13 protein-coding genes are annotated in these 11,834 nt (G+C 42.9%); 6 read left to right on the top strand and 7 right to left on the bottom strand.

Annotated elements, in window-relative coordinates:
* Positions 1-10: 10 nt before the first annotated feature.
* From feoB to RCZ04_RS01420, 6 genes are all read left to right on the top strand, one after another.
* Entirely contained in the window at positions 11-2,005 is a 1,995-nt protein-coding gene (gene feoB, locus RCZ04_RS01395; RefSeq protein ID WP_460484145.1) for a ferrous iron transporter B, read from the top strand.
* 162 nt (positions 2,006-2,167) lie between these two features.
* Positions 2,168-2,917 carry a patatin-like phospholipase family protein gene (locus RCZ04_RS01400; protein WP_460484146.1) on the top strand — a complete coding sequence of 250 codons (750 nt, stop codon included), beginning with the start codon at positions 2,168-2,170 and terminating at the stop codon, positions 2,915-2,917.
* A 9-nt stretch (positions 2,918-2,926) separates the two neighbouring features.
* Positions 2,927-3,526 (top strand): MotA/TolQ/ExbB proton channel family protein, encoded by a 600-nt coding sequence (locus RCZ04_RS01405; RefSeq protein ID WP_460484147.1) that lies wholly within the window; start codon positions 2,927-2,929, stop codon positions 3,524-3,526.
* Positions 3,523-3,870 carry a DUF2149 domain-containing protein gene (locus tag RCZ04_RS01410; protein ID WP_460484148.1) on the top strand — a complete coding sequence of 116 codons (348 nt, stop codon included), beginning with the start codon at positions 3,523-3,525 and terminating at the stop codon, positions 3,868-3,870. The genes RCZ04_RS01405 and RCZ04_RS01410 overlap by 4 nt, the downstream gene beginning before the upstream one ends.
* A gap of 33 nt (positions 3,871-3,903) precedes the next feature.
* Complete coding sequence (locus tag RCZ04_RS01415; RefSeq protein WP_460484149.1) at positions 3,904-5,061, top strand: serine hydrolase domain-containing protein; 1,158 nt, start codon at positions 3,904-3,906, stop codon at positions 5,059-5,061.
* 41 nt (positions 5,062-5,102) lie between these two features.
* The gene (locus RCZ04_RS01420; protein ID WP_460484150.1) at positions 5,103-5,822 is read left to right on the top strand and encodes a 3'-5' exonuclease; all 720 of its coding nucleotides are present in this window, start codon (positions 5,103-5,105) and stop codon (positions 5,820-5,822) included.
* 3 nt (positions 5,823-5,825) lie between these two features.
* Here RCZ04_RS01420 and tsaB read toward each other — a convergent pair whose 3' ends face one another.
* From tsaB to RCZ04_RS01455, 7 genes are all read right to left on the bottom strand, one after another.
* Positions 5,826-6,461 (bottom strand): tRNA threonylcarbamoyladenosine biosynthesis protein TsaB, encoded by a 636-nt coding sequence (tsaB, locus tag RCZ04_RS01425; RefSeq protein ID WP_460484151.1) that lies wholly within the window; start codon positions 6,459-6,461, stop codon positions 5,826-5,828.
* Positions 6,458-7,129 carry a 16S rRNA (cytidine(1402)-2'-O)-methyltransferase gene (gene rsmI, locus RCZ04_RS01430; protein WP_460484152.1) on the bottom strand — a complete coding sequence of 224 codons (672 nt, stop codon included), beginning with the start codon at positions 7,127-7,129 and terminating at the stop codon, positions 6,458-6,460. The genes tsaB and rsmI overlap by 4 nt, the downstream gene beginning before the upstream one ends.
* Positions 7,129-7,989 (bottom strand): hypothetical protein, encoded by an 861-nt coding sequence (locus tag RCZ04_RS01435; protein WP_460484153.1) that lies wholly within the window; start codon positions 7,987-7,989, stop codon positions 7,129-7,131. Before RCZ04_RS01435 ends, rsmI begins: the two co-directional genes overlap by 1 nt.
* A gap of 458 nt (positions 7,990-8,447) precedes the next feature.
* Positions 8,448-9,338, bottom strand: coding sequence for a class I fructose-bisphosphate aldolase (locus tag RCZ04_RS01440; RefSeq protein ID WP_460484154.1), 891 nt, complete (start codon positions 9,336-9,338; stop codon positions 8,448-8,450).
* A 969-nt stretch (positions 9,339-10,307) separates the two neighbouring features.
* Entirely contained in the window at positions 10,308-10,856 is a 549-nt protein-coding gene (locus RCZ04_RS01445) for an AAA family ATPase (protein ID WP_460484155.1), read from the bottom strand.
* On the bottom strand, positions 10,820-11,491 hold the full coding sequence (pnuC, locus tag RCZ04_RS01450; protein WP_460484156.1) for a nicotinamide mononucleotide transporter family protein: 672 nt from the start codon (positions 11,489-11,491) through the stop codon (positions 10,820-10,822). The genes RCZ04_RS01445 and pnuC overlap by 37 nt, the downstream gene beginning before the upstream one ends.
* A 30-nt stretch (positions 11,492-11,521) precedes the next feature.
* Positions 11,522-11,782, bottom strand: coding sequence for a YkoF family thiamine-binding protein (locus RCZ04_RS01455; protein ID WP_460484157.1), 261 nt, complete (start codon positions 11,780-11,782; stop codon positions 11,522-11,524).
* Between the last annotated feature and the right edge of the window lie 52 nt (positions 11,783-11,834).

Consider the following 11,834-nt stretch of genomic DNA (forward strand, 5'->3'; position numbering starts at 1 on the left):
AATTAGCAAATTGGCAAATTTAAAAATCGCCCTTGTGGGCAACCCTAATACTGGTAAAACATCTCTTTTTAACGCTCTTACTGGCTTGGACCAGAAGGTGGGCAACTACCCAGGGATTACTGTTGAAAAGAAAATAGGACACTGTAAACTTTCTGACGCTGTGCAAGCCGAAATCATCGACTTGCCAGGGACTTATAGTCTCAATGCTTCGTCAGAAGATGAACAAATAGCAGTGAATATTCTTACGAACCGTCAAGAGGAGCTTTTTCCTGATGAGGTGGTGGTGGTGTGTGAGGTGGACAACCTCAAGCAAAACCTTTTGCTCTTTACCCAAGTAAAAGACCTTGGATTACCTACCATTCTGGTTGTGAATATGGCTGACCAGATGCAACGCAAGGGCATCAGCATTGATATACCTGCTTTAGAACAACGCCTACACACCAAAATTGTACTCACCAGCACTCGCACAGGCGAAGGCATTTCTCAACTCAAACAGGAGCTTCTCAGTTATAAAGAATTGCCACTCAGCCCTTGCGTAGACCTCTTGCGCTTAGAGACGATGAGTTTTGGACAAAGTGAGAGCGAACAACGTCGTCGTCAACAAAAAGAAACTATCTTCCGTTATCAGTTTATCAATGAGGTACTCAAAAATACCTATACAGTTAGTCAGCGCCAAGCACAGACCCTGCGCACACGCCTTGACCGCTTTTTGATGCACCCTTTCTTTGGTTATGTGGTGTTTGCCGTTATCTTGTTACTCATCTTCCAAGCGGTGTTTAACTGGTCGAGCTACCCAATGGAGTGGATTGAGAACGGCTTTAATGCTTTAGGTGAATGGCTGACTACTAAACTCCCCGCAGGAGCCCTTACCGACTTACTCATCGACGGAATACTACCTGGTATTGCGGGTATTACCGTGTTTATTCCCCAAATAGCAGTGTTGTTCTTGCTGATTTCGCTTTTAGAAGAAAGTGGTTATATGAGCCGTGTAGTCTTCCTGATGGACAATGTGATGCGTAGGTTCGGCCTCAGTGGCAAGAGCGTAGTACCCCTGATTTCAGGAGCAGCTTGTGCGGTGCCTGCCGTGATGATTGCCCGCAATATCGAGAGCTGGAAAGAACGCCTGATTACCGTATTGGTAACACCATTTATGACCTGCTCGGCGCGCTTACCCGTGTATCTTATTATCATCAATTTGGTGATCCCTGAGGGTGATTTTTTATGGATTAGCTATAAAGCGTGGACATTCTTTGCGATGTACTTTTTGGGGTTTGCGGTAGCTTTGCTCTCGGCTTTCGTCTTGGACAAAGTACTAAAAATGCAGAAGAACAGCAGTTATTTTATTGCTGAAATCCCTGATTATAAAATTCCGCTTTGGCGCAATGTGGGCATCACCGTTTATGAGAAAACCAAAGGCTTTGTGATGGGTGCTGGTAAGTTTATCTTAGCTATTTCAATTATATTATGGTTCTTAGGCTCTCACGGAACAGGTGAAAAGTACAACAATGTAGAGCAGCGAGCGGAACAATTAGCTCAAGAACAACAATGGACGGAGGAGCAGAAAGCCTATTACATTGAATCTGAACAGTTAGAATACTCTTTTTTAGGTTACATAGGCAAGGGCATAGAACCTGTATTTCGTCCGTTAGGTTACGATTGGAAGATTAGTATAGGGGTAGTAGCTTCGTTTGCAGCCCGTGAAGTCTTTATCAGCACGCTCTCCACGGTATACAGCTTGGGTAAAGATTTAGACACGGAAGCCGAAGAGGGCGAGCGAACCATCTTAGCCAAGATGCGTGCTGAAGTGCGTCCTGATGGTACGCCTGTATATACCTTAGGCACGGGTATTTCGCTATTGCTCTACTACGCTTTTGCAATGCAGTGCCTCAGCACCGTAGCCGTAGTACGCAAGGAAACCAACAGTTGGAAGTGGACAGCCGTACAATTCTTGTTTATGACAGCCATTGCGTATGTAAGTGCAATGCTGGCGTTTTGGTTAATTTAGAGTCCTCTCCCCGTTCCCCTCTCCCAAGGAGAGGGGGCAAGCTGAGAAGAGAAAAGAAAGGTAATATTATAACAGTAATAAATTATATTAAGAATTAATCCCCTTTTACGGATTCCCTCCTCCTCCCTTTCGGGGAGGGGGAGAACGGAGGGGGTGAGGACTATGAAGTTAGGTTTAGTATTTTCAGGCGGTGGCGTGCGCGCATTAGCACACGCTGGGTTGCTCAAAGCCTTGGAAGAAAAAGGCTTGGAACCGTCTATTATTTCAGGTACCAGTGGCGGTGCTCTTGTAGGTGCCCTCTATGCTTGTGAGGTAAAACCCGATGATATGGCGCAGTTTTTCAAAGATACCCCCGTGTTCAAATGGTCGATGCTCACCTTTAGAAAAGTAGGTTTAGTGGATAGCGCTAAGTATACTAAGTTCTTTAAAAAGCATTTCAAATGTCCTACTTTTGAAGAACTCAAACTGCCACTCATCGTTACGGCTACCAATTTGCTCAACGGCAAAGTGCAGTATTTCAACAAGGGAGAACTCATTCAACCTTTGATTGCCTCAGCTGCCCTGCCTCCTTACTTTTCACCCGTAAGAATAGGCGATAGCCTCTATTGCGATGGTGGGTTGCTGAACAATTTCCCTATTGAACCCCTCAAAAACCAATGTGATACCATCATCGGTAGCTTTGTTAATCCGCTGGAAACGATTACCGAGAAAGACCTCAGCAACTCTTTCCAGTTTATGCAACGTATTTACAACATCACGATGGACGGCAATTACAACCGCAAATTCAAGAAATGCGACCACCTGCTCTTGCACAACCTCAGCGATATAAGCGTACTCGACACCACCCACCTCGACCGTGCTTTTGAATATGGTTACGAAATGGCAATGAAACAATTAACAATTGACAATTAACAAATAACAATGTCTGAAATTTCAAAAATTCTTTTCTTGGTATCCGATAGCCTTCTGATACCCGACATTATCGTTCTTTTGGTGCTCTTCGTGCGCGCCTTGCTACTGGTAGGCAGTTTCTACAACCGCTTTATCACTAAGTACAAGAACGACAAACAACTGAACGAAGCCATTCGCACCCTCACTCCTGAGAGCGCCGAACAGCTCAAAGCGCTCTTGCCCGAACGCGACAACGCGCTCTACACCCAATACCTGCGCGATATCCTCAGCCATCAGCCCGATGAAGCTTACTATGACTATATGATATCCAACTTTGAGAATGAGGGCGAGAAGGACATCGCCACCTCCAAACTCTTGGCGAAAGTAGGTCCCGTGTTAGGTCTTATCGGTACGCTCATCGCAATGAGTCCCGCGCTTACAGGTCTTTCCACCGGCGACATTTCTAAAATGGCCAGCAATATGCAAGTGGTATTCGCTACTACGGTGGTAGGTTTGGTAATCAGCTTAGTAGGCTTGGTAACCTTGCAGTTCAAACAACGTTGGTACGCCAAGGAAATCAACAACCTCGAGTACGTGAGCCGTGTATTAACCCAAAATGCAAAACAATGAAAACAAACCGACGTATTTCCCGACTTAGAGACGATGATACCGACCCGCTAAGCGTGGTGGTAAACCTCTTTGATGTGGCAATGGTTTTTGCCGTTGCCCTAATGGTATCGATGGTGATGAACCTTAATATGGCCGATTTCTTTTCTGGTGAAGATTTTACCATCGTCAAGAAAAAAGGCGATGATATGGAAATCTTACGTCGCGAAGGACAGAAAATCACCAAGTACAAAACCGTAGAAGGCGCCACCCCCGATGCTTCCACGACTCAGAAAAAAGGCAAACGCCTCGGCGTAATGTACGAAACTGAAACAGGTGAAACGATTTTGTTACCCGATGAAGAATAGACGTAGTAATCACTATTAAAAGATCAAACTAAAATGAAAAAGTTTCTCATTAATTTTACGGTTGTACTCTTACTGCTTATTGGAACACTTTACGTAGCGGGTTATGGCTATATCTTAAAAGCGGTGGCAATGGTCTATGGCACAGGACACACTACTACTTTTCTTGATGATTACACCTATTTCGATAACCGGACGATTACCAAAAGTTCCCAGCCTCAACCTTGGACTCTTTCAGCAGATTACAACAAAATACCCGAAACTCCTGAACTACAAAACGCTCATAGAAAATACGGCTCTGTGGCTTTTCTTATCATCAAAGGCGATAGCATATGGCACGAACAGTATTTTGAGGGTTATAATAGCGAGAGCAAAAGCAATTCGTTTTCAATGGCGAAAAGCTACGTATCGGCACTACTTGGCAAGGCTATTGCCGATGGCTATATCAAGAGTCTTGACCAAAAAGTAAGCGATTTTTTTTCTGAATACAAAAGCGGACTCGCTGCCCAACTCACCGTAGGCGACCTTTCCTCTATGGCTTCAGGGCTCGACTGGGATGAGGCGTATTACAATCCCTTTTCAATCACTACCCGTGCTTATTTTGATAAGCATTTTCGCGAAAAGATGCTAAAATTAAAGATTGTAGAACAACCAGGGAAGGCGTATAAATACCTCAGCGGCAACACTTTTCTCTTAGGAATGGTGCTCGAGAAAGCTACGAAAAAAACACTTACCCAGTATCTTACCGAAAGCCTTTGGCAACCTATGGGTTGTGAGAGTGATGCCCTTTGGCAGTTAGATAGTAAGGAAAGCGGACTCGAAAAAGCCTATTGCTGTATTGCTTCCAATGCCCGTGATTTTGCACGCCTCGGCAAACTTTACCGCGACTACGGGAAATGGAACGGTGAGCAACTGCTTGATTCTACTTTTGTAGCCACTTCAGTACAACCACGATTTCCCGAAAGTCCTGAATACGGCTATGGTTGGTGGTTATTAGATTATAAAGGTACACACTATTTTATGATGCGCGGACACTTAGGGCAATATGTGATTGTCAATCCCAAGGATAAAGTTATTATTGTACGTTTAGGACATCACACCGCAGGTAAAGCCCCCGAAGGCAGTGAGTTCTCTTCAGATATTTATGAGTATATTGATGAAGCGGAGAAGATGCTAGGACACACAAGCAAATGATACGATGTAGTATATTAATTGATATTTGAATTTCAGTAAAAATGCTCAATAAAATCAATCTTGAAGATATTCTATTTTTAGATATCGAAACAGTACCACTTTATAAACAACACGATGAACTTTCAACAGTAGAACAAGAGCTGTGGGAAGAAAAATCTCGTTATCAACGTAAAGATGAATTTACTGCTGAAGAATTTTATGACCGTGCTGGCATTTGGGCTGAGTTTGGGAAGATTGTATGTATATCAGTAGGTTACTTTTCGTTTAGACATCAGCAACGCACTTTTAGGGTTACCTCGTTTACAGGAGAAGAAGATGTGTTGTTGAGAGATTTTGTACGACTGGTAGAAGAACACTTTTCACGCCCTAATAACTTATTCTGCGCTCATAACGGCAAAGAATTTGACTTTCCTTATCTCTCACGCCGTATGATTATCAACGGTATTGCTATCCCACAAAAGCTACAGTTATTTGGCAAAAAACCTTGGGAAATCCCTCATCTCGATACACTTGAGCTGTGGAAATTTGGCGACTATAAACATTTTTCTTCACTGAAACTCTTAGCTCACATTCTCGGAATACCTTCTCCTAAAGACGATATCAATGGCAGTGAAGTACGCGATGTATTCTATAACGAAAACGATGTAGACCGCATTGCTACCTATTGTGAAAAAGATACTATTACAGTAGCCCAAATACTGCTGCGTTTCCGAAACGAACAGCTCCTAACCGATGATGAAATTCTAATTGTAGGGCATTGACCTTTACTTTAAATACTGAGGTTCAAAATAAGCGATATCTTCAAAGTCTTGTTTTTTGTATTTTTCTATAGCAAACGGAATCATATCTTTAGCCTCGGGGAAGGCATTAGATATAAACACAGCATTAGGGTGTTTGCAAATAGCCTCAAACTTAGCACTGCCATCCCCTAAAAAAGTTACTTTCCCTTTACTTAATTCTTCTTGAAAACTATGCTCATCGAGGATTTTAGCTTCAGTAGGCTTCACAAACTCATAATCACTATTGAATACTGCCGTATAGACCTCCATACGGCGTGCATCAAGCATTGGGATAATGCAATCAGCTTTGGCTTGATGAGCTAATACTTGTAAGGTAGGGATAGCGATAAGAGGTTTACTGAGGGCAAAACAAAGTCCTTTGGCAGTAGCAATACCTATGCGCAAACCAGTGTAAGAGCCAGCACCTGCACTCACCGCTATAGCATCAATAGCAGAAAGAGGCAATGAGGCTTGTTGCATCACCTCTTCAATAAAGAGATGCAAGTTCTCCGAATGCGTAAACTTTCCTGCATTCTGAAATCGTTCGGCTATAATATAAGTATCTTTTGATAAAGCTACCGAGCAGTTAAGCCCTGAAGTTTCTATATGAAGAATAATCATTTTTTACCTGAAATAATTAGTACTATTTCTCCTTTAATATTCTTATCTTTATAAAAATCGAATAGTTCTTGGAGGGTGCCACGTTGGGTTTCTTCGTGTAGTTTAGTAAGTTCACGAGAGAGGCTTGCTAAGCGGTCGGCACCAAAAGTAGAGATAAAATCGGTGAGGGTTTTGAGAAGTTTATGAGGGGAGATGTAGAAAATCATTGTCTTAGTTTCAGAGGAGAGCTGGCTTAGGCGTGTTTGTCTACCTTTTTTATCGGGCAAAAAACCTTCGAAGGTAAAGCGGTCGTTAGGCAAACCACTGTTTACCAAGGCAGGCACAAAGGCTGTAGCTCCAGGAAGACATTCTACTGCTACGCTTTCGGCAAGGCAAGCACGTGTGAGCAGGAAGCCAGGATCGGAAATGGCGGGAGTTCCTGCATCGGTAATGAGGGCTACGGTAGTACCTGTTTTGATGCGTTGTACCCAACTATCCACCACCTTGTGTTCGTTGAACAGGTGGTAGCTTTGCATAGGGGTATGGATATCGTAGTGCTTAAGGAGCTTACTACTGGTGCGTGTATCTTCAGCCAAGATGATATCGACCTCTTTAAGCAAACGAAGAGCTCTAAGGGTAATATCTTCGAGATTGCCTATGGGGGTGGGAATGAGATAGAGTTTACTCATTACACTTCAAAGCGTTTGAGGAGGAGGTTAAGGAATCGCTCTTCGTATTCTTCTTTACCTTTCCAATAGTTGTAAGTAGGTTTAATTTCTTGTTCTAAGTATAAAACAGCATCTTGCATTGTATTGACTTCACTGATGTGTTTTACTACTTTGTTGTATTCGCTTTCGCTACCAAAAAAGAGTTTTTGCACAAAAGCCAACTTGTCGTTCAATCCTATTTGAGCATTTTTACCTAACTTATCGTTAAGAGATTGTACGGGTTTTATATCTTCGTCAGTTTCTTTTTTATCGAATACGGTGTGCTTAGACTGAGAGATGAACTCTTCTAAAGAAGGGCTTTGTTTTAAGATGCGTTGTTCATCGGTGTACTCAGGTTGTTCTATGAACTGTTCGGGTTGGGTTACCTGTTGGGGTTGCTCAATAGCAAAGTCTATCTGAGAGTTATTGACTCTTTGAGGTTGTACCCATTCGGGTTCTGGCTGGTGTATTTCTACTTGGGGTTGCGCTATTTTTGTAGTTTGTTTTTGAACGGGTTTTGGTTCCATTGCTACAAACGAAGCTTTTTCTTTTGTTTGTCCTTTAAGGGTAATAGGTTGTACTTCGGTAGCTTCTACTTTGATATTGAAAATATCTTTTTCTTGATTTTCATCGATGAAATGAGATACTTTTTTCATCATAGAGTCTCTTCGGTTTTCTTTAGCGCCTAAGCTTTGATAATATTGGTCTACGAAACTCAAGATAGTGGTTTTTTCAGCTAATCTATGAGCTTGTTTATTGAGTTCGGTGAGGTTAAGTTTCCCTTGTTTAGCGATGATTTCGGTAGCGAGAGCTACTAAACTTTGTTCTAATTCTTCTTTCATAGGTTGCTGTTCTTTAGTTAAGATGTGGCAAAGATATAAAATATTTTTGAATATGCGAATCAAGAGGTGAATTAATTGATTATAAACATCTCCTTCACATACTCAGCTACGCCAGCTCGCTGACTTCCCTCAAGGGGGGAGATGTGATGCAAAAACGGCAATGAGATGTAAATCAGTGATAATTATTTTTTAACTCTTGATTCATATTAGAGGTTCTTTGAATTAACTTCTGTATCTAAAATTTATTTTAAAATCTCGCACGGATTACACAGATTACACAGATTTTATTAACAAATTTAAATAATCTGTATATTTATTCACGGATTTATCACCTAAAGGTGAAGAAAGCCACAGATTTGCACCTCAAAATAATATTTAAAATAACTCAAACAGCTTCTTGAATAATAAAAGAACAGACTGCTCCAAATAGGGTTTTTGGGGCAATCTGTTTTTTTTGATTACTTAATTGAAGCTTCGTAAATGCCTTCGATAGTGCGAGCTAAGGTGTCGTGAAACTCTCCCTCGGATTGTTGAGCGGTGAGTCCTTCGGTAAGTGCTCGAGAGAAACTTGCGATTACGCCTTTGTTTTCTGCAAGAATATCATTGGCTTTTTCTCTTGGATAGCCTCCTGAAAGGGCAACGACACGTACTACGCGAGGGTGCTTGGTAAACTCTTTGTAGAGATTGTTAATTGTGGGCAAAGAGAGTTTGAGCATCACGTTAGCAGTATCGGGGAGGGCGTCGAGGTATTTTCTTATCTCATCGCGCAAGATGGCTTCGGCAGGAGATTTATCGGGGATATTGATATCTACTTCGGGCTCTATAATGGGCACGAGTCCTGCTTTTACGATTTGCATAGCTACCTCAAACTGCTGTTTGACTACGCGTGCAATACCGGCAGGGGAGGCTTTTTTGATAACTGAGCGCATTTTGGTACCGAAGATATGGTGCTCGTTGGCACGTTCTAATAAATCTGTAAGACCGTCGATGGGTTTCATTAGCTGAACGCCGTCGGCATCTAAGCTTTCTAAGCCTTTATCGACTTTTAGGAAGGGTACTATGTGTTTTTCTTCCCAGAGATAATCGGCGGTGTATTTACCGTCGATTTTTCTATCCATAGTTTGTTCGAAGAGGATAGCGCCGATAATTTTATGGCTATTAAAAGCGGGGCTTTTGATGATGCGGGTACGCATTTGGTGAATGAGGTCAAACATTTGGTCTTCGTTGCTATATTGGTCTTCATTCACGCCGTAAAGTTTAAGGGCTTTAGGGGTACTTCCGCCACTTTGGTCGAGGGCTGCGATAAAGCCCTTACCGTCTTTCATTTGTTCGAGTTGTTCTTTTTTCATAGTGTGTTACTGTTTAAAAGATAGTACAAAGGTACGAAATATTTTTTAATTGACAAAAAGTAATGCTTAATAATGCTAATATTGAAGGTAAAAGGTAAAAGGTAAGAATGGTACGAGGTCGTAGCACGGTGTGAGCCACACGGGCGTTAATGGGGAGATTGGTTGGAGGAGTTCGGACGAGTCAGACTCGTCGGACATTTCGGACTTGTTGGAGAAACGGAGGAATTAGCAAATGAGACACGAGCAATAAGCTCGCGCCAGCAGTGTGAAATAACCTCCCCCCCTATTCACATACTCTGCTCTCGCAGACTACCTCGTTGAGGGGGAGTATGTGACGGAAAATGAGGTATTGGAGCTGTCGGAAGGAAACGGAGAAGTTCGGAAGGGTGTTTTTAGGTAAAAGATAAAAGGTAAAAGGTAAAATGGGTATGCTTAGCTTATACAAAGCTTATAGGAAGCTTATACGAATCTTGGACGATTGTTATACAAAGGGTGTATAAGTAATTGATTCATACTGTAATACAATAATGCTAATAATGCTAAAAACAGGGTTTCGAGACGAAAGAAAAGAAAGAGGCAATAGGCATTAGGCCATAGGCAATAGGGGGAAATAGATGAGGAACGAGGGACGAGGGACGAAGAAAACATCCCCCTAGCCCCCCTCAAGGGGGGAATTAGTGACGGAAAGGCGACGGGAAAAAGTGGGATAACATCCCCCCTGCCCCCCTCAAGGGGGGAGATGCGATGTAGAGGATGCGAGAAAAAATGGAGGAAACCTCCCCCTAATACACATACTCAGCTGTGCCTAATATTGTATAAACATCCCCCCTCTCACATACTCCGCTATCGCGGACTTCCTTCAAAGGGGGAGATGCGATGGAGAGGATGCGAGAAAAAATGGAAGAAACATCCCCTAGCCCCCTTCAAAGGGGGAATTAGTGAAGGGAAAAAGGGGGCTTGTAAGGGGGGTTATGCTGTTAAGATTTTAGTGCATTGGGCGATGCGTTCTTCTAAAGTGCCTTTTAGGATATGGTATTGTATGCCGTGAGCGTTGAGATGTTGCTCAAAAAAGGCAAATACGCTCTCGCGTTCGTGGGGTTTATCGCGGAGGTCGTCGGGTTGCCAAGGGACATCGACATAAGTAAGGAAGATACGGTGGTAATGATGTATGAGGGCTGTGCGCTCTATCTCCGGCTCGCATTCGCCGTAGTAAAGATAGGAATAGACCATTAGCTCGAGCAGGCAGGTGTCGCAGAAGAGATATTTATTAGCTTGCTGAATACGCTTGTTTTCAAGGGCTACTTGTCCGCGAGCGATAGGTAGCAGGTCGTCGGGTGTGCAGGTGAGGCGCTGGGTGTCCCACTTGTGTTGCAGGTAGGTGCGCATATACTCCTCAGCCCATACGGTGTGATACCGCTCGGCAAGGATACGGCTGAGGGTGGTTTTACCGGTGCACTCAGGACCTACAAAAGCGATGCGCTTTACTGCACAGTCTCGTTGCGCAAGTGTTTTTTCCATTCGATATAGCCCATTATGGCGATGATGGTGAATAAAAAGTACTGAAAGGAGGTGAAAAGCATTCCTTTTTTGAGGTAGAGAGGCACTGAAATGAGGTCGCCGAGAATCCAAAAGAGCCAGTTTTCAACTTTGCGTTTAGCCATTAGCCACATTCCGACCAAGAAAATGGCAGTGGTAAAGACATCGACATATTCGGTAGGGAGGAAGTTGTGGAAGCCTAAAGTGATGCCTTCCATTGAGAAATTGTTTTTGATATAAGGCTTAAAGTAGTATACAACCGTAACAAAAGTGAGGCTAAAAGCCCCTAAACCTGCGCAAATTTGCCAATCGCGACGGGTGGTTTTGGAAATGGTAATGACGTTATTTTCGGCATTCTTTGCCCATAGCACCCAGCCGTAGATGCTCATAGCTGTATAGTAGGCATTGATGAGCATATCGCCCCAGAGCACGTAGTGCCATAGCAAATAGACAAATAGCACGGTGCTGATAATGCCCGTAGGGTAGACCCATATATTTCCTTTTTTAGCCAACCAAACGCTGAGGAAACCAAAGAACACGCCGATGATTTCCAGAACTACTAAGTGGGTGGGGACTCCTGCATACTGACTAAAAAACCAATTGAAAAAAGCTTCCATACCTAACGACTATGACCTATTGCTTATTGCTTAAAAAAACGGTTTATACTCGTGTCTATCCGATTTTACAATTTTTACGTACATCAAGCCACGTTCTACTAAGTCGAATGCTTCTTCTATTTCGGTAGTGAGTACACTCATCACCTGGGCGTACTCGCCATAGACTTGGGTGCTGAGCGGGTTTTCTTGTACGATAAGACCGGAGGCCCGCAGTTTCTTAATGAAATGGATAATAGGTTGCTCGAAATCATCTTGCAACGGACTGAAGGTAAGTTCTACAGATACTTTCATAATGATGAATGATTAAATATTAATGGTTAGATTATATTTGCGCCAAAAGTAC

This window comes from Capnocytophaga sp. HP1101, assembly GCF_054772415.1.

Coding starts and splice junctions, on each gene's coding strand:
- RCZ04_RS01400 (WP_460484146.1), top strand. CDS start 2,168: ATGAAGTTAGGTTTAGTATTTTCAGGCGGTGGCGTGCGCGCATTAGCA.
- RCZ04_RS01455 (WP_460484157.1), bottom strand. CDS start 11,782: ATGAAAGTATCTGTAGAACTTACCTTCAGTCCGTTGCAAGATGATTTC.
- RCZ04_RS01435 (WP_460484153.1), bottom strand. CDS start 7,989: ATGAAAGAAGAATTAGAACAAAGTTTAGTAGCTCTCGCTACCGAAATC.
- RCZ04_RS01415 (WP_460484149.1), top strand. CDS start 3,904: ATGAAAAAGTTTCTCATTAATTTTACGGTTGTACTCTTACTGCTTATT.
- RCZ04_RS01440 (WP_460484154.1), bottom strand. CDS start 9,338: ATGAAAAAAGAACAACTCGAACAAATGAAAGACGGTAAGGGCTTTATC.
- RCZ04_RS01420 (WP_460484150.1), top strand. CDS start 5,103: ATGCTCAATAAAATCAATCTTGAAGATATTCTATTTTTAGATATCGAA.
- RCZ04_RS01410 (WP_460484148.1), top strand. CDS start 3,523: ATGAAAACAAACCGACGTATTTCCCGACTTAGAGACGATGATACCGAC.
- rsmI (WP_460484152.1), bottom strand. CDS start 7,129: ATGAGTAAACTCTATCTCATTCCCACCCCCATAGGCAATCTCGAAGAT.
- RCZ04_RS01405 (WP_460484147.1), top strand. CDS start 2,927: ATGTCTGAAATTTCAAAAATTCTTTTCTTGGTATCCGATAGCCTTCTG.
- pnuC (WP_460484156.1), bottom strand. CDS start 11,491: ATGGAAGCTTTTTTCAATTGGTTTTTTAGTCAGTATGCAGGAGTCCCC.
- RCZ04_RS01445 (WP_460484155.1), bottom strand. CDS start 10,856: ATGGAAAAAACACTTGCGCAACGAGACTGTGCAGTAAAGCGCATCGCT.
- tsaB (WP_460484151.1), bottom strand. CDS start 6,461: ATGATTATTCTTCATATAGAAACTTCAGGGCTTAACTGCTCGGTAGCT.